We start from the raw sequence: 16,322 nt of genomic DNA, 5'->3' as shown, positions 1-16,322 counted from the left end.
GGTTGTGACGGGTCGTGTTGAAACAGGTATCCTGAAAGTCGGCGACGAGATCGAAATCGTCGGTATCCGTCCAACAGTATCCAAGACGACTTGTACGGGCGTTGAGATGTTCCGCAAGCTGCTCGATCAGGGCCAGGCTGGTGACAACATTGGTGCGCTGCTTCGCGGTATCGACCGTGAAGGCGTTGAGCGTGGCCAGGTTCTCTGTAAGCCAGGTTCGATCACACCGCACACGAAGTTCGAAGCAGAAGCTTACATTCTGACGAAAGACGAAGGTGGCCGTCACACGCCATTCTTCTCGAACTACCGTCCACAGTTCTACTTCCGTACGACGGACGTGACCGGTGTTGTGACCCTTCAAGAGGGCACAGAGATGGTTATGCCAGGCGATAACGTGAAGCTGAACGTTGAGCTGATCCAGCCGGTTGCTATGGAAGAGAAGCTGCGCTTCGCGATCCGTGAAGGTGGCCGCACGGTAGGTTCCGGTGTTGTTTCCAAAGTTATCGAATAGTCCGAACGGACCTTCGAATACGAAAAGGCCGCTCTCCAGAGCGGCCTTTTTTTGTTGATTGGGGTGCAATCGGGCGCGCCTTTGAATACAAACTGGGTTATAGCGCCGCTCAGATGACGCAGGAGCAGACATGACTTCACCTTTTACACTCGGCTGGGAAGAATGGGTCGCGTTTCCGGACCTAGGCTTGCCCGCGATCAAGGCGAAAGTGGACACAGGTGCGCGCACATCAGCGCTACATGCCAGCGTCATTGAACCATTTGGGCCGGCTAACAAACCTCAGGTCCGCTTTCTAATTCAACCGAATCCAGACGATCTCTCGCTAGAGTTTACGTGTTCGGCGCCGATCGTGGACCGTCGCCAGGTGACGTCATCGAATGGTGAAACCGAGCTACGTTATGTCATCGCGACACACATCAAACTCGGCGAACGCAGCTGGCCGATTGAAGTCACGCTCACCAATCGTGAGAATATGGCTTATCGCATGCTGTTTGGCCGGACTTCGATTGCAGAAGACATGGTGGTCGACCCGAACCGGTCTTTTGCTCAGCCTGAGCTTTCCTTTGATCTCTATAAGCAGCTACCGAAACGTAAGCCCGTCCGTCGCCCGCTTCGCATTGCACTCCTGACAAAGGAGCCGGAGAATTACTCCTGCAAGCGCCTGATTGAGGCTGGAGAGGCGAGGGGGCATGTCGTGGAGCCGATCGATACGTCGCGTTGCTATATGAAAATTGGCGCACGCGTATCTGAGATTCACTATGACGGTGAAGTGCTTCCGCGTTTCGACGCTGTTATTCCTCGCATCGGCCCGTCGATCACGTCATATGGGCTTGCTGTGCTGCGACAGTTCGCAAATACAGGCGCTTACTGCCTGAATGAGCCAAACGCTATTGCAGCGTCTCGAGACAAGCTCCTGGCCCATCAGATGCTGGCACGTGAGCGCATTGGAATGCCGACGACGGCTTTCGCTAATTCACCCAAAGACACCAAAGATCTCATCTCTCTGGTTGGTGGGGCGCCGGTCATTCTGAAGCTGCTGCAATCGAGCCAGGGTAAAGGTGTTGTGCTGGCGGATTCGCGCAAGGCGGCGGAGAGCCTGGTGGATGCATTCCGCGGACTTGATGCACACTTTCTTCTGCAGGAGTTTGTTGCCGAAGCGGCCGGACGCGACACGCGTTGTTTCGTGGTCGGAAACAAAGTGATTTCAGCCATTCAGCGCCAGGCAGCAGAAGGTGAATTCCGGTCGAATCTTCACAGAGGTGGCACGGCTGAAGCGGTCAAATTATCCAAGGAAGAGCGCGCGGTAGCGCGTAGAGCCGCTCAGACCATCGGGCTGAACATTGCAGGTGTCGACATTTTGCGTACGAGCGACGGCCCGAAAGTTCTGGAGGTGAATTCATCACCCGGACTGGAAGGGATCGAGACGGCGACCAGCAAGGATATTGCAGGGCAGATTATTCAGCATTTGGAAGGCAAAGTGCGTCCGCTCAGTCGCGAAGCCTTTGTCTGATCAGGATCGATGGCTGATTGCCTTCCACTACGCACTTTGGACGATAACAACACGATCCTCACGGTTCGGGTAACGCCGAAGTCGTCAAAGGACGCTTTGGATGCTATCGCGAAAGACGATGCCGATCGTGCCTTCCTTAAAGTTAAAGTCCGCGCTGTGCCGGAGAATGGCGCCGCAAACAAGGCGGTCTGCAAACTGTTGGCGAAAGAGCTTGGTCTCGCAAAATCTCATGTCCGTTTGCATTCGGGTGAGACCAGTCGCTTGAAACAGGTTTTGATCTCAGCACGTCTGGAGGACATCCAACACAAATTGTTGAACGCGTTGAGAGGCTGATACCGCTATCTGCAGATAGACGCTTTCAAAATGAAGGGTTACGCAACGGCATGCGGCTGTATGAGGCCGCTTTTTTATGCCGTCAGGTTTCTTCTCATCGAGAAAAGACCAGACGTTTCCAGGAGATTGTGGATGACGTCATCGCAAGTCCAGCCCTCAGGAGGGCTTCAATATATTCTGATCATGTTCGCGCTTGGGATGGGCGGCTTTTCAATCGGAACGACGGAATTCGCTGCGATGAGTCTCGTCCCCTATTTTTCAGCAGGACTGGGGATCGATCAACCCACTGCAGGACATGTGATTTCTGCTTACGCACTCGGTGTTGTCATCGGGGCGCCGGTTCTGGCCGTTTTTGGCGCGCGAATGTCACGGCGTAAGCTGCTGTTATGGCTTATGCTCGCCTTTGCGGGCTTTAACGTCCTGAGTGCGTTCTCACCGAATTACGAAACCATGTTGTTGTTTCGCTTTCTAAGTGGTGTTCCTCACGGCGCGTATTTTGGTGTGGCTTCCCTTGTGGCAGCGTCGCTCGTCCCAGCGAACAAGCGGGCACAGGCTGTGTCACTCGTGCTGTTGGGGCTGACCATTGCCACGATCATTGGGGTGCCGGCAGCAAGCTGGCTTGGACAAAGCTTTGGCTGGCGTTGGGGATTCGGTGTCGTAGGTCTTCTGGCCGGGCTGACTGTACTGCTCGTTTTCCTATATGCGCCGAAAGATCCTCCGAACCCGTCAGCAAGCCCCTTGCGGGAACTCTCCGCGCTGAAGCGCCGCCAGGTCTGGCTCACCGTGTTGATTGGCTCGATAGGATTTGGCGGCATGTTTGCGGTCTACACATATGTGACGAGCGTCGTCTTTCAGGTGATCGGCGCTCCAGAATGGATGGCGCTTGTTGTGCTCGCTGTGTTCGGAACGGGAATCACTTTCGGAAATCTTGTTGGTGCATGGCTGGCCGACAAGGCCCTTATGCCTGCGGTCGCGGCGATTCTTTTATGGAGCTCGACATGCCTGCTGGCATATCCCTTCGCGGCTCAGCAAATATGGTCCTTGTGTTTGGTGGTCTTCTTTCTCGGCGGAACCAATGGGCTGTCTCCGGCGCTTCAGACGCGTTTGATGGACGTTGCCGGTGATGCGCAGACACTCGCGGCGGCACTCAACCATTCTGCTTTCAATATTGCGAATGCCCTGGGACCTCTGCTGGGCGGCGCAGCTATTGCAGCCGGCTATGGGCTTACCTCGACGGGTTATGTGGGGGCGGGGCTTGCTTTAGGAGGTCTTTTGTTTTGGGGAATCGCTGTCTGGGATGAGCGTCGAACCAATGCGCTGCAAGCAGCTGAAGTTACCCCTGGGGTGACGCCGGAGGGCTGATAATATATAGTGAGAAACAACGGCGATCAGCTTTCTGTCCCCGGGATACCCAAACCCCTGATAAATGCGGGCCAGAAACTTAACTCATGTGTTGACATCCGAGTCGCAAACACATAAACGTCGCCGCTCGTGAATGAGGTGACCGTACCTTTTCGGTATACGCTCCTCCACGAAACGGAACAATTCACTGGTTTTGGTCCGCCATCTGACCGTCAGGTCGCGTGTGGTGGGCTTAGCTTTTTTTGTGCGGACGGACGCTACAATGGAACGACAAAACATCCGGATTCGCCTGAAGGCCTTTGATCACCGCGCCCTCGATGTGTCGGCGAAAGAGATCGTATCAACGGCCAAGCGAACAGGCGCTCAGGTGCGCGGCCCGGTGCCGCTGCCAACCCGCATTGAGCGCTTCACGGTCAACCGCTCACCGCACGTGAACAAGAAGTCTCGTGAGCAGTTTGAAATTCGCACGCATAAGCGCGTGTTGGATATCGTTGACCCAACACCACAAACGGTCGACGCGCTCATGAAGCTCGACCTGTCTGCAGGTGTTGCGGTTGAGATCAAGCTCGAGGGGGCACGATAAATGACACTCCCAGCTAAACGTACTGGCCTCCTGGCCAAGAAAATGGGTATGACGCGCGTCTTCTCTGAAGACGGCAATCACATCCCGGTGACGGTCCTTTCTCTGGAAGGTTGTCAGGTAGTTGGTCTGCGTACCACTGAGGAGCGCACCACTTCTGTGAACCGTGGTTCTAAGAAAGACCGCGTCGAGAAAACGAAAACAGACGGTTACACGGCTGTCGTCATGGGCGCTGGCGCTAAGAAAGCTAAGCGCGCGACGAAAGCAGATCGCGGTCAGTTCGCGAAAGCTGGTGTGGAGCCTAAAGCAAAAGTTCTCGAGTTCCGCATTGAGGGTGGTGAGCTGCCTGCAGTTGGTTCTGAGATTTCTGCTGATCACTTTGTTGTGGGTCAGAAAGTAGACGTTGCCGGAATCTCGGTTGGTCGTGGCTTCGCGGGTGCGATGAAGCGCTGGAACTTTGGTGGTCTGCGCGCATCTCACGGTGTTTCCATCTCTCACCGTTCGCACGGTTCGACTGGTCAGTGCCAGGATCCGGGTAAGGTCTTCAAAGGCAAGAAAATGGCTGGCCACTACGGTGTTGACCGTGTGACCACACAAAACATTGAAGTCGTACGCGTCGACGCTGAGCGTGGTCTTCTCCTCGTCAAGGGTAACGTTCCTGGTCCGGAAAACGGCTGGGTCGAAGTTCGTGACGCTGTGAAAAAGGCTCGCCCAGAGGAAGCTCCGCTTCCAGGGGCTTTCAAGGCTGGTGAAGGCGCGCCTGCAGAATCCGAGGGAGCTGACGCGTAATGGAACTCGCAGTCACAACGCTTGGCGCTAAGAAAGCCGGTAAGGTTGAGCTCGATGATGCCATTTTTGGTATCGAAGAGATCCGCGGCGACATTCTTCAGCGCATGGTTCGTTATCAGCTGGCAAAGCGCCAGGCTGGTACGCACAAAACCAAGTCACGTTCAGAAGTGAAGCGTACAACCAAGAAGTACATTCGTCAGAAGGGTTCTGGCGGTGCTCGTCACGGTTCACGTAACGCGCCTATCTTTGTTGGTGGTGGTGTTGCTCACGGACCTCGCGTTCGCAGCCACGCTCACGATCTTCCTAAGAAGGTTCGTGCGCTTGCTCTGAAGCACGCTCTCTCTGCAAAAGTGCAGGGTGGTAGCCTTATTGTGCTCGAGGACGTGAACTTCGACGAAGGCAAAACGAAGGCGCTGCGCGCATCGTTCGAATCTCTCGGTCTGTCTAACGCGCTCATTATTGGCGGCGTTGAGCTGAATGAAGGTTTCGCACGTGCGGCCCGCAATATTCCTAACGTTGATGTCCTGCCATCTGCTGGTCTGAACGTTTACGACGTGATGCGTCGTCAAACACTGGTTCTGACTAAGGATGCGATTGACGCAATTCATGCGCGTTTCAACGGCGAAACGGATGCTCCAGCTGGCGCAAAGCCGGGCGAAGAGGGTTTCGTTGATGATGTCGTTCTGATCGACGGTGTTGGCGCTAAAGCTTCCAAAGCTCTGGCTGCAGAAGGTTACGGCGAGCTGACGAAGCTTGCAGCGATCTCTGAAGCAGACGCAACGGCGCTCTTCGACAAGGTCGGTGTCTCTAGCCGCGCTGCGACAGAAGACTGGGTTGGCCAGGCCAAAGCAATGGTGGCGGGCGAAGCTCCGCGTGCCAAAGTTGACCAGCGCCTGCTCGTTAAAATGCGTGCTGAAAAAGCCGCAAACGGAGAGGGCTAATTCATGTCTAAAGCTGCTCAACCCGTACACTATGACACGATCGTGTCGCCTCTCATCACTGAGAAAGCGACACTGCTCTCTGAAGAGAACAAGGTCGTGTTCAAAGTTGCGATCGACGCGACCAAGCCTCAGATTAAAGAGGCTATTGAGAAACTGTTCGAAGTTAAGGTCGAAGCCGTAAACACCATCAAGGTGAAAGGCAAAACCAAACGCTTCCGCGGTATCGCTGGTCGCCGTAATGACTTCAAAAAAGCGATTGTCACGCTTGCCGATGGCCAGTTCATCGACGTGACAACCGGACTTTAAGGGGCCCCTGAATCATGGCTTTGAAGACATTCAATCCTACCTCACCGGGCCGTCGCCAGCTTGTTCTGGTTGATCGTTCTGGTCTGCACAAAGGTCGCCCTGTAAAGGCGCTGACTGAAGGCCTGACCAAGAATGGCGGTCGTAACAACACAGGTCGTATCACGGCTCGTCGTATCGGCGGTGGTGCTAAGAAACTGTACCGTAAGGTCGACTTCAAACGTAACAAGTTTGATGTGCCTGCAACGGTAGAGCGTCTGGAATATGACCCGAACCGCACGGCGTTCATCGCTCTCATCAAATATGAGGATGGCGATCTGTCGTACATCATCGCGCCGCAGCGCCTTGGTGTCGGTGACACGGTTATCTCCAGCTCAACGGCTGACATCAAACCAGGCAATACGCTGCCTCTGAAGAACATCCCGGTGGGTACGATTATCCACAACATCGAGATGAAGCCTGAAAAAGGTGCTCAGATCGCGCGTTCAGCTGGTACGTATGCTCAGCTCGTTGGTCGTGCTGATGGTTACGCTCAGATCAAACTTTCTTCTGGCGAGCTTCGCATGGTGCTTGAACGCTGCCTGGCAACAGTTGGTGCTGTGTCCAACCCGGACAACATGAACCAGAACCTCGGTAAAGCTGGTCGCAAACGCCATCTCGGTAAGCGTCCGTCTGTTCGTGGTGTTGTTATGAACCCGTTCGACCACCCACACGGTGGTGGTGAAGGTAAGTCCTCGGGCGGTCGTCACCCAGTGACGCCGTGGGGTAAAAAGACGCGTGGTCCAAAAACCCGCAAGAACAAGGCGACGGACCGTCTCATCATCCGCCGCCGTCATAAGAAGTAGGACGTTTAGACATGTCTCGTTCTGTCTGGAAAGGCCCCTTCGTCGACGGCTATCTGCTCAAGAAAGCAGAGGCGGCTGCAAACTCGACGAAACGCGAAGTGATCAAGACCTGGTCGCGTCGTTCAACTATCCTGCCGAACTTTGTTGGCCTGACATTCCAGGTCCACAACGGCAACAAATTCATCCCGGTCACTGTTTCTGAGGAAATGGTTGGTCACAAGTTTGGCGAATTCGCTCCGACCCGTACTTACTACGGCCACGGCGCGGACAAGAAAGCGAAGCGGAGGTAGTCATGGGTAAGCCTAAGGCACCCCCGAAGCAGGCCGAGAACGAAGCACGCGCTGTTCTTCGCATGGCTCGCATCAGCCCTCAGAAGCTGAACCTGATTGCTCAGTCCATTCGTGGCCTGACAGCAGAGAAGGCGCTGGCTGAGCTGGAGTTCTCTCCTAAGCGTCATGCTCACGACGTTCGTAAGCTTCTCAAGAGCGCGATTGCGAATGCCGAGAACAACCATGGTCTCGACATCGACTCACTGATCGTTGCTGAAGCCTATGTCGGGAAGAACCTGGTTATGAAGCGTCTGCGTGCACGTGCTCGTGGCCGAGCTGCTCGCATTCTGAAGCCATTTGCACAGATCACGATCGTTCTGCGCGACACAAGCATGGCTGTATCTGAAGCGGAGGCCGCGTAATGGGTCAGAAGGTCAATCCAATCGGTCTTCGTCTTGGTATCAACCGGACTTGGGATTCTCGCTGGTATGCAGATAGCGCCGACTACGGTCGTCTTCTGCACGAAGATCTCAAGCTTCGTGAGTTCATCAAGACCAAGCTGAAGCAAGCTGGTATCTCGAAAATCATCGTCGAGCGTCCACACAAGAAATGCCGCATCACCATCCACACGGCTCGCCCGGGTATGGTCATCGGTAAAAAAGGTGCGGACATTGAAAGCCTGCGTAAGCAGCTTTCTAAAATCGTCGAAGACGAAGTATTCGTGAACCTGGTTGAGATCCGTAAGCCGGAAGTCGACGCCTCTCTGATCGCTGATGACATTGCTCGTCAGCTGGAGCGCCGTGCCTCTTTCCGTCGTGCGATGAAGCGCTCAATTCAGTCTGCTATGCGCCTTGGTGCGCTTGGTGTTCGTGTGATGGTTTCTGGTCGTCTTGGCGGCGCGGAGATCGCTCGTACAGAGCAGTATTCAGAGGGTTCTGTTCCTCTGCACACACTGCGTGCGGACATCGACTACGGTACGGCTGAAGCGCTGACGACCTACGGTATCATCGGCATTAAAGTCTGGGTCTACAAAGGCGAGATCATGGAACATGATCCGATGGCCCAGGATAAGAAACAGGAAGCTTCTGGTGAAGCGCGTGCGCGTTCTTCTAATCCGCGCGGCGACCGTCAGGGCAACCGTGAAGGCGCAGGAGCTTAAGTCTAATGCTGCAACCGAAACGGACAAAATTCCGCAAGGCGTTTAAAGGCCGTATCCACGGGAACGCAAAGGGTGGCTTTTCGCTGAACTTTGGTTCTTACGGTCTGAAAGCCATGGAACCAGAGCGCATTACGTCTCGCCAGATTGAGGCGACACGTCGTGCGATTACCCGTCAGATGAAACGTCAGGGTAAAGTCTGGATCCGCATCTTCCCGGACCTGCCGGTTTCTGCGAAGCCGATTGAAGTCCGGATGGGTAAAGGTAAAGGCTCCATCGACCGTTGGGTCGCAAAGGTGAAGCCAGGCCGTATCCTGTTCGAAATTGATGGTGTGAACGATGAAGTGGCTCGCGAAGCCCTGCGTCTTGGCGCTGCAAAGCTGCCGATCAAGACGAAAGTCGTTACCCGGATTAGCGAATAGGCGCGAGGAGAGACTGATATGAAAGCGGTAGACGTTCGCGCAAAAACTGAAGACCAGCTCAAGGAAGAGCTCGTAGGTCTGAAGAAAGAGCAATTTAATCTTCGATTCCAGCAGGCCACTGGTCAGCTGGAGAACACCGCCCGCGTGCGACAGGTGCGTCGCGACATCGCCCGGATCCAAACGATCCTGCGCGAAAAGACGCAAACCAGCGCTGCGTGAACCTAAGGGAGCAATGAAGCAATATGCCTAGGCGGATTATGGAAGGTGTGGTGGTCTCCACCAAGCAGGACAAAACAGCGATCGTGCGTGTTGAGCGTACTTTCCTGCACCCACTGCTTCGGAAGACCGTGCGTAAGTCAAAGCGCTACCACGCCCATGACGAAAACAACGTGGCTGTAGAAGGCCAGAAAGTGTCAATCATCGAGTGTGCACCGAAGTCCAAGCTCAAGCGCTGGGAACTCGTCACTGATCAAGCTGGTGGAGATGCCGCATGATCCAGATGCAGACAAACCTGATGGTTGCTGACAACTCAGGCGCTCGCCGCGTCCAGTGCATTAAAGTGCTGGGTGGTGCAAAGCGCCGTTACGCGAGTGTTGGCGATGTCATCGTGGTTTCGGTGAAGGAAGCAATTCCGAAAGGACGCGTGAAAAAAGGTGATGTGCGTAAAGCTGTCGTCGTTCGCGTTTCCAAAGACATTATGCGCCCAGACGGCACAGCGATCCGTTTCGACACGAACGCTGCCGTTCTGATCAACAATAACGGCGAGCCTATCGGCACTCGTATCTTCGGACCGGTTCCACGCGAACTTCGCGCGAAAAACCACATGAAGATCATTTCGCTCGCACCGGAGGTCTTGTAATGGCTGCCAAGGTGAAAAAAGGCGATCGCGTGGAGGTTCTCTCCGGCCGCGATAAAGGTAAGCAAGGCGAAGTGACGAAAGTCATGCCTGCTGAGAGCCGTGTGATTGTGTCTGGCGTTAATGTTGTGACACGTCACCAGAAACCAAGCCAGTTCGACCAGGGTGGCATTAAGCGCTTCGAAGCGCCGATCCATGTGTCGAACGTTGCACTGCTTGATCCGAAAGACGGCAAACCAACACGTGTTGGCTTCCGCACCGACGATCACGGTCGCAAAGTCCGGTTTGCAAAACGTTCAGGGGAGGCCATCGATGTCTGATACGGCCACTTACGAACCACGCCTGCGCAAAATCTATCGCGAGACCATTCGCGAGAAGATGCAAGAGCAGTTCAACTATTCGAACCCAATGCAAATGCCGAAGCTCGACAAAGTCGTGCTGAACATGGGGGTTGGCGAAGCGGTTGCGGATTCCAAGAAGATCCAAACGGCTCTTCGTGATATGGAAGCAATTGCTGGTCAAAAGCCAGTTGCGACCAAAGCCCGTAAGTCTATCGCTGGCTTCAAAGTCCGCGAAGGCATGAACATTGGTTGTAAAGTAACACTGCGTCGCGATCGTATGTATGAGTTTCTTGACCGTCTGGTCACGATTGCTCTTCCACGCGTGAAAGACTTCCGTGGCCTTAACGGCAAAAGCTTTGATGGCAATGGCAACTACGCCATGGGCATCAAGGAACACATCGTGTTCCCGGAAATCAATTACGACCAGGTCGATCAGATCTGGGGTATGGACATCATTGTGTGCACCACCGCGCAAACGGACGAGGAAGCCAAGGCCCTGCTGGGGCACGTTGGCTTCCCGTTCCGAAACTAGGCGCTGGGAGGACGATATGGCGAAGAAAAGCGCAATCGAACGTAACAACAAGCGCAAGGCGCTCGTTAAAAAGTATGCTGGCCGTCGGGCTCGCCTGAAAGAGATTGCTCTGAATGAGGACCTTCCTCTGGAAGAGCGTTTTGCAGCGCGCCTGAAACTGGCTGAGCTTCCACGTAATTCGGCTGAGAACCGTATTCGCAACCGTTGCGAAGTCTCTGGTCGCCCACGTGGTTATTATCGCAAGCTGAAGATGTCACGTGTGGCACTTCGCGAGCTGGGCAACCTGGGTAAGGTTCCTGGCATGGTCAAATCAAGCTGGTAAGGGAGGAGTATTCATGAACTTGTCAGATCCTCTCGGTGATATGCTGACCCGTATCCGCAACGCACAGCTGCGCGGTAAAACCGGTGTCATCACACCAGCTTCAAAACTGCGTCTGCGCGTTCTGGAAGTTCTTCAGAGCGAAGGCTATATTCGTGGTTTCACCGAGGTCGAAAAAGACGGCAAAAAGTCGATCGAAATCGAGCTCAAATATTATGATGGTACGCCCGTGATCTCGGAAATCCGTCGTGTGTCCAAACCAGGACGCCGCGTGTATTCTTCGGTCAAGGATCTGCCGCTGGTCCAGAACGGTCTGGGCATCTCAATTCTCTCCACGCCGAAGGGTGTCATGTCTGACAACACAGCGCGTACAGAGAATGTTGGCGGCGAAATCCTGTGTCGGGTCGTTTAAGGGTAGGGTGAAGGTATGTCTCGTATCGGAAAACTCCCTGTAGAAGGCGGAAAGGCCACGTTCTCTCTTGAGGATCGTGTCCTGACGGCCAAGGGCCCAAAAGGTGAGCTTCAGCTCAAAGTCGTGGACGACGTTGAAATCAAACTTGAGGACAACGCAGTAACGTTCACACCTCGTGATGAGTCCAAGCGTTCGCGTGCCATGTGGGGCACAATGCGCGCTCGTGCTCAGAACATGGTGATCGGTGTCACCGATGGCTATGAGAAAGAGCTTGAACTGGTTGGCGTTGGTTACCGTGCTCAAATGCAGGGCTCTAACGTTAAACTGTCACTCGGCTTCAGCCACGATGTAATCTATGAAGCTCCGGAAGGTATAACGCTCACAAGCACGAAACCAACCGAAGTGAAGATTGCTGGCGCTGATAAGCAAGCTGTTGGTCAGGTTGCTGCTGAGATCCGCAAGTATCGTCCGCCTGAGCCATACAAAGGCAAAGGTATTCGCTATGCTGGCGAACAAGTTCGTCGCAAGGAAGGTAAGAAGAAGTAACCATGATGACGCCACGCGAAAAACAAATGCGTCGCGCTCAGCGAGTTCGTGCCAAACTGCGCAAGCAGGCTACTGGTCGTCCTCGTCTGTCCGTGGTGCGCTCCTCCAAGAATATCGCCGTTCAGGTGATCGACGACGAACGTGGTATCACGCTGGCGTCTGCCTCCACCCAGGAGAAAGACTTCCGCGCAGATACAGCAAATGGAAGCACAACAGCTGCTGCGACAGCAATCGGCAAGCTTATTGCTGAGCGCGCAAGCAAGGCTGGCGTGGAAGAAGTCGTGTTCGATCGCGGCGGCTACATCTTTCACGGTCGTATCAAGGCTCTCGCCGATGCGGCTCGTGAAGGCGGCTTGAAGTTTTAGGAGACGGCAATGGCTGAGCAAAAACAAGGCGAACGCCGTGGTCGCGGTCGAGGCCGGGACAACAAGCGCGAAGAAGAGCAAAGCGAATTCGTTGATCGCCTCGTAGGCATCAACCGCGTTGCGAAGGTTGTTAAGGGCGGTAAGAACTTCGGTTTTGCTGCACTCGTCGTTGTCGGCGACCAAAAAGGCCGCGTTGGCTTTGGTCACGGTAAGGCGCGTGAAGTTCCTGAAGCGATCCGTAAAGCAACGGAAGAAGCCAAGAAGAAGATGATCCGCGTTCCACTGCGCGAAGGTCGTACACTTCACCATGACGGTCGTGGCCGTTGGGGCGCTGGTAAAGTCGTCCTGCGTGCAGCGCCTCCAGGTACAGGTGTGATCGCCGGTGGTCCAATGCGTGCGGTTCTCGACGTTCTTGGCGTACAAGACGTTGTTGCGAAGTCTCTCGGTTCTTCGAACCCATACAACATGGTTCGTGCAACGTTTGACGCGCTGAAGAACCAGTCATCGCCACGTTCGATTGCTTCAAAACGTGGTCTGAAGGTTCAGGACATTGTTGGTCGTCGTGCCGACGGTGCTTCTGAAGCCGGCATGGCTGAAGCCACCAACTAGGAGCGGGAAACATGGCCAATAAAACCATCACCGTTCGCCAGACTGGCAGCCCGATTCGACGCAAGAACGACCAGCGTGCAACGCTGGTTGGCCTTGGTCTGAATAAGGTCGGCCGTACCCGTGAACTGGAAGACACACCATCCGTGCGCGGCATGATTGCCAAAGTGCAGCACATGGTTGAAATCGTAGACGAAAAGGCCTGAGCATCCGGGGACCCCGGACCGTTCTGGCGAGGTTATCGACATGAAACTGAATGAACTCTCTGACAATCCGGGTGCCGTAAAGGCCCGCAAGCGTGTTGGCCGCGGTGTCGGTTCCGGCACGGGTAAAACTGGCGGCCGCGGTGTCAAAGGACAAAAATCCCGTTCGGGTGTTGCTCTGAATGGCTTTGAAGGTGGGCAAATGCCTATCTACATGCGCCTTCCAAAGCGTGGCTTCAAAGCGCCTAACGCCAAGAAGTACACTTGGGTGAACCTGGGTCGAATCACGAAAGCGATCGAATCAGGTCAGCTGGACGGTAAGGCTGACATCACGGAAGACACGCTGGTTGCATCTGGTGTTCTGCGTCGCTCACGCGACGGCGTTCGTCTCCTTGCCAAAGGCGACGCACCAAAAGGCGTGAACATCACGGTCACTGGCGCTTCGAAAGCTGCTATTGAAGCGGTCAAAGCTGCTGGCGGAAATGTCACAGTGACGGCACCGTCTACAGAAGAAACAGAATAAGTCATTTTTCAGGCTTCACAAACGCCTGGCTAATGCCGAATTAAAGGCCTGTTGCTTTTTGCGGCAGGCCTTTAGCATGTAAGGCTTGCAGAGGAATAAGGAGGCGCGTGTGGCGTCAGCTTCAGAGCAGCTTGCTCGGAATATGAATTTCGAGGCCTTCGGTAAGGCTAAAGAACTTCAGCAACGGATCCTCTTCACGCTGGGGATTCTGATCGTTTATCGACTCGGCACGTATCTGCCGATTCCGGGTATTGATCCGGAAGCCTTCCGTCAGCTTTTCCAGAGCCAGCAAAATGGTATCCTTGGAAACCTCAACCTCTTCGCAGGTGGTGCCGTCGAACGTATGGCGGTCTTTGCGCTGAACGTGATGCCTTACATCTCTGCGTCGATCATCATGCAGTTGATGACAACCGCCTCTCCGACGCTTGAGCGTCTCAAGAAAGAGGGAGAGACGGGGCGTCAGCAGATTAACCAGTATACTCGCTACCTGACAGTTCTGTTCGCGCTTGTTCAGTCTTTCGGTATTGCTCAGGGCCTATCTGGTTCTCGTATTGAAGGCATGCCGGTGTGGTATTTCGACCTCACGACTGTCGTCACGCTGACAGGCGGTACGCTTCTTTTGATGTGGATGGGCGAGCAGATCACGTCGCGTGGTATCGGTAACGGTATTTCACTGATCATTTTTGCGGGCATTGTTGCGGAACTTCCGCGTGCGATCTTCAACCTGATCTCTGGTAGCTGGCAAGGTGCAACCTCCGTACCGTTTGTCTTTGGCATTCTGGCAATGGCGATCGCGATCATCGTCTTTATCGTGTTTATGGAGCGCTCTCAGCGCCGCCTGCTTATCAAATACCCGAAGCGTCAGCAGGGTAATAAGATGAGCCAGGATCAGACGAGCTTCCTGCCGCTGAAACTGAACACGTCAGGCGTCATTCCGCCAATCTTTGCCTCGTCTCTGCTGCTCCTGCCGGCAACGGTTGCCAACTTCATGGCAGGTCAGGACGGCGCTGCGAGCGGTATTCTGGGAACGATCACGTCCTTCCTGGGTGCGGGGCAGCCGGGCTTCATCATCCTCTATGCGGTGCTGATCGTCTTCTTCTGTTTCTTCTACACGTCCATTGTGTTCAATCCGGAAGAAACCGCAGACAATCTGCGCAAGTATGGCGGCTTTGTTCCTGGTATTCGCCCTGGTAAGCGGACAGCTGAGTATCTTGACTATGTCCTGAGCCGACTGACAGTGATTGGCGCGGCATATTTGACTTTTGTCTGCTTGATGCCGGAAATTTTGCGCGCTCAAATGCCTTCCATTCCGTTCTATCTTGGTGGTACGTCGCTTCTTATTGTTGTGTCTGTCACCATGGACACTGTAACACAGATTCAGTCTCACCTGGTGGCTCACCAGTATGAAGGCATGATCAAGAAGTCTCGTTTGGGGGGAAAGAAACGATGAACATTATCCTGTTTGGTCCACCGGCCGCGGGTAAGGGAACGCAGGCCAAGCGCCTGGTCACGGAGTTCGGTTTCATCCAGCTCTCAACAGGTGACATGCTGCGCGCAGCGCGCTCGGCAGGCACCGAACTCGGTCAACGCGTCGCGAACATCATGGACTCAGGTCAGCTGGTGTCAGATGAGATCGTGATCGAACTCATCGAAGAGCAGCTCGACACGCACAAGGGTGCGCCTGGCTTCATCTTTGACGGTTTTCCTCGCACGGTTCCTCAGGCTGAGGCACTGGATGCGACTCTTAAATCTCGCGGCATGGAAGTCGACGCAGTGATTCGCTTGCAGGTCGATGAAGATTCGCTGCTTGATCGTGTCACAAAGCGATTCGAAGAGCAGGGCCGGGACGATGATAACCCGGAAACTTTCAAGAAACGGCTCGATGCGTATAATGCTCAGACCGCTCCTTTGCTGCCAATCTATGCAGAACGCCAGAAGCTGGCCCAGGTAGATGGTATGCGTAGCATTGAGGAAGTCTCCGCAGAGATCGATTCCGTGCTCGCAAAGCTTGAAGGTAAGGAAAAGAAAGGTTTCTTCTCGAAAATCTTCGGAGGAAGCAACTAAGAGTGAAGTAATTTCTGTCTGAGACGCAGTCAGCTATTGACCTTGCGTGTCAGGCAGATATAAGACGCGGCTTCTGCGAGTGATAGGCGCGTTTTTTCACGGTTTTAAGTGAAGCCGTGTCTCGCAACTAATGTCTCGTACTAATGGTTTTAACGGAGAAGTAGCTTGGCCCGTATTGCAGGCGTCAACATACCGACCAATAAGCGCGTTGAAATCGCGCTCCGTTATATTCACGGAATTGGATCGGCGAAGGCCAAAGAAATCTGCGACAAGGTCGGCATCACGCCGGAACGTCGCGTAGCGGATCTGTCGGACGCTGAAGTAATTCAGGTTCGTGAAACGATCGACGCTGATTATCTCGTCGAAGGTGACCTTCGTCGTGAGACAGCGATGAACATCAAGCGCCTGATGGACCTGGGCTGCTATCGCGGTCTGCGCCATCGTCGCGGTCTGCCGGTTCGCGGCCAGCGTACGCACACAAACGCTCGTACGCGTAAAGGTCCTGCCAAGCCGATCGCTGGTAAGAAGAAGTAA

Annotated in this window: 27 protein-coding genes and 1 pseudogene; all 28 read left to right on the top strand. The window is 54.4% G+C overall.

All coding sequences use genetic code 11. The features are described 5' to 3' along the window. On the top strand, positions 1-511 hold a 511-nt coding region (locus ACFQDM_RS19515), incomplete at its 5' end, for an EF-Tu C-terminal domain-related protein (protein WP_377379393.1). Positions 512-641: 130 nt separating this feature from the next. Next, positions 642-2,021 carry a 30S ribosomal protein S6--L-glutamate ligase gene (rimK, locus tag ACFQDM_RS19510; protein ID WP_377382471.1) on the top strand — a complete coding sequence of 460 codons (1,380 nt, stop codon included), beginning with the start codon at positions 642-644 and terminating at the stop codon, positions 2,019-2,021. A gap of 36 nt (positions 2,022-2,057) precedes the next feature. Beyond that, positions 2,058-2,354, top strand: a complete 297-nt coding sequence (locus ACFQDM_RS19505) for a DUF167 family protein (RefSeq protein WP_377382468.1) — start codon at positions 2,058-2,060, stop codon at positions 2,352-2,354. Between the two features lie 132 nt (positions 2,355-2,486). Then, positions 2,487-3,716 carry an MFS transporter gene (locus ACFQDM_RS19500; protein WP_377382466.1) on the top strand — a complete coding sequence of 410 codons (1,230 nt, stop codon included), beginning with the start codon at positions 2,487-2,489 and terminating at the stop codon, positions 3,714-3,716. A gap of 262 nt (positions 3,717-3,978) precedes the next feature. After that, the gene (gene rpsJ / locus ACFQDM_RS19495) at positions 3,979-4,299 is read left to right on the top strand and encodes a 30S ribosomal protein S10 (RefSeq protein WP_377382463.1); all 321 of its coding nucleotides are present in this window, start codon (positions 3,979-3,981) and stop codon (positions 4,297-4,299) included. Further along, the gene (rplC, locus tag ACFQDM_RS19490) at positions 4,300-5,085 is read left to right on the top strand and encodes a 50S ribosomal protein L3 (protein ID WP_377382459.1); all 786 of its coding nucleotides are present in this window, start codon (positions 4,300-4,302) and stop codon (positions 5,083-5,085) included. Then, positions 5,085-5,702, top strand: a pseudogene (gene rplD / locus ACFQDM_RS19485) (50S ribosomal protein L4); the annotation flags it as partial. The gene rplC and the pseudogene rplD, both read left to right, overlap by 1 nt. A 327-nt stretch (positions 5,703-6,029) precedes the next feature. Beyond that, complete coding sequence (locus ACFQDM_RS19480) at positions 6,030-6,332, top strand: 50S ribosomal protein L23 (RefSeq protein ID WP_377382456.1); 303 nt, start codon at positions 6,030-6,032, stop codon at positions 6,330-6,332. Between the two features lie 14 nt (positions 6,333-6,346). Continuing rightward, on the top strand, positions 6,347-7,174 hold the full coding sequence (gene rplB, locus ACFQDM_RS19475; protein WP_377382453.1) for a 50S ribosomal protein L2: 828 nt from the start codon (positions 6,347-6,349) through the stop codon (positions 7,172-7,174). 11 nt (positions 7,175-7,185) lie between these two features. After that, complete coding sequence (rpsS, locus tag ACFQDM_RS19470) at positions 7,186-7,464, top strand: 30S ribosomal protein S19 (RefSeq protein ID WP_377382450.1); 279 nt, start codon at positions 7,186-7,188, stop codon at positions 7,462-7,464. Positions 7,465-7,466: 2 nt separating this feature from the next. After that, entirely contained in the window at positions 7,467-7,865 is a 399-nt protein-coding gene (gene rplV / locus ACFQDM_RS19465) for a 50S ribosomal protein L22 (protein WP_377382448.1), read from the top strand. Beyond that, complete coding sequence (gene rpsC, locus ACFQDM_RS19460; RefSeq protein WP_377382445.1) at positions 7,865-8,602, top strand: 30S ribosomal protein S3; 738 nt, start codon at positions 7,865-7,867, stop codon at positions 8,600-8,602. The genes rplV and rpsC overlap by 1 nt, the downstream gene beginning before the upstream one ends. A gap of 5 nt (positions 8,603-8,607) precedes the next feature. Beyond that, the gene (gene rplP, locus ACFQDM_RS19455) at positions 8,608-9,021 is read left to right on the top strand and encodes a 50S ribosomal protein L16 (RefSeq protein WP_377382442.1); all 414 of its coding nucleotides are present in this window, start codon (positions 8,608-8,610) and stop codon (positions 9,019-9,021) included. A gap of 18 nt (positions 9,022-9,039) precedes the next feature. Continuing rightward, on the top strand, positions 9,040-9,240 hold the full coding sequence (gene rpmC, locus ACFQDM_RS19450; RefSeq protein ID WP_377382440.1) for a 50S ribosomal protein L29: 201 nt from the start codon (positions 9,040-9,042) through the stop codon (positions 9,238-9,240). 23 nt (positions 9,241-9,263) lie between these two features. Continuing rightward, positions 9,264-9,515, top strand: a complete 252-nt coding sequence (rpsQ, locus tag ACFQDM_RS19445) for a 30S ribosomal protein S17 (RefSeq protein WP_377382437.1) — start codon at positions 9,264-9,266, stop codon at positions 9,513-9,515. Beyond that, positions 9,512-9,880, top strand: coding sequence for a 50S ribosomal protein L14 (gene rplN / locus ACFQDM_RS19440; protein ID WP_377382434.1), 369 nt, complete (start codon positions 9,512-9,514; stop codon positions 9,878-9,880). Before rpsQ ends, rplN begins: the two co-directional genes overlap by 4 nt. After that, on the top strand, positions 9,880-10,197 hold the full coding sequence (rplX, locus tag ACFQDM_RS19435; RefSeq protein WP_377382431.1) for a 50S ribosomal protein L24: 318 nt from the start codon (positions 9,880-9,882) through the stop codon (positions 10,195-10,197). Before rplN ends, rplX begins: the two co-directional genes overlap by 1 nt. Then, the gene (rplE, locus tag ACFQDM_RS19430; RefSeq protein WP_377382428.1) at positions 10,190-10,750 is read left to right on the top strand and encodes a 50S ribosomal protein L5; all 561 of its coding nucleotides are present in this window, start codon (positions 10,190-10,192) and stop codon (positions 10,748-10,750) included. Before rplX ends, rplE begins: the two co-directional genes overlap by 8 nt. A 16-nt stretch (positions 10,751-10,766) precedes the next feature. Beyond that, positions 10,767-11,072 (top strand): 30S ribosomal protein S14, encoded by a 306-nt coding sequence (gene rpsN / locus ACFQDM_RS19425; RefSeq protein WP_377382425.1) that lies wholly within the window; start codon positions 10,767-10,769, stop codon positions 11,070-11,072. A gap of 13 nt (positions 11,073-11,085) precedes the next feature. Beyond that, on the top strand, positions 11,086-11,481 hold the full coding sequence (rpsH, locus tag ACFQDM_RS19420; RefSeq protein WP_377382422.1) for a 30S ribosomal protein S8: 396 nt from the start codon (positions 11,086-11,088) through the stop codon (positions 11,479-11,481). Between the two features lie 15 nt (positions 11,482-11,496). Beyond that, positions 11,497-12,027 (top strand): 50S ribosomal protein L6, encoded by a 531-nt coding sequence (gene rplF / locus ACFQDM_RS19415; protein ID WP_377382419.1) that lies wholly within the window; start codon positions 11,497-11,499, stop codon positions 12,025-12,027. A 5-nt stretch (positions 12,028-12,032) separates the two neighbouring features. Next, positions 12,033-12,392: a 50S ribosomal protein L18 gene (gene rplR, locus ACFQDM_RS19410; RefSeq protein WP_377382520.1), complete on the top strand. Its 360-nt coding sequence runs from the start codon at positions 12,033-12,035 to the stop codon at positions 12,390-12,392. A 9-nt stretch (positions 12,393-12,401) separates the two neighbouring features. Next, complete coding sequence (gene rpsE / locus ACFQDM_RS19405) at positions 12,402-13,001, top strand: 30S ribosomal protein S5 (protein WP_377382417.1); 600 nt, start codon at positions 12,402-12,404, stop codon at positions 12,999-13,001. A gap of 11 nt (positions 13,002-13,012) precedes the next feature. Then, entirely contained in the window at positions 13,013-13,204 is a 192-nt protein-coding gene (gene rpmD / locus ACFQDM_RS19400) for a 50S ribosomal protein L30 (protein ID WP_377382416.1), read from the top strand. A gap of 40 nt (positions 13,205-13,244) precedes the next feature. Beyond that, a complete protein-coding gene (rplO, locus tag ACFQDM_RS19395) occupies positions 13,245-13,724 on the top strand; it encodes a 50S ribosomal protein L15 (protein ID WP_377382413.1) in 480 nt (159 codons plus the stop codon). A gap of 109 nt (positions 13,725-13,833) precedes the next feature. Beyond that, on the top strand, positions 13,834-15,174 hold the full coding sequence (secY, locus tag ACFQDM_RS19390; RefSeq protein ID WP_377382411.1) for a preprotein translocase subunit SecY: 1,341 nt from the start codon (positions 13,834-13,836) through the stop codon (positions 15,172-15,174). Beyond that, positions 15,171-15,788: an adenylate kinase gene (locus ACFQDM_RS19385; protein ID WP_377382408.1), complete on the top strand. Its 618-nt coding sequence runs from the start codon at positions 15,171-15,173 to the stop codon at positions 15,786-15,788. Before secY ends, ACFQDM_RS19385 begins: the two co-directional genes overlap by 4 nt. 165 nt (positions 15,789-15,953) lie before the next feature. Continuing rightward, positions 15,954-16,322, top strand: a complete 369-nt coding sequence (gene rpsM / locus ACFQDM_RS19380; RefSeq protein ID WP_377382405.1) for a 30S ribosomal protein S13 — start codon at positions 15,954-15,956, stop codon at positions 16,320-16,322.

This window comes from Ponticaulis profundi, assembly GCF_042659465.1.
Taxonomy (GTDB): Bacteria; Pseudomonadota; Alphaproteobacteria; order Caulobacterales; family Hyphomonadaceae; genus Ponticaulis; species Ponticaulis profundi.
The sequence above is the reverse complement of the archived record's forward strand: the minus strand, read 5'-3'. Positions and strand labels throughout refer to the sequence as shown.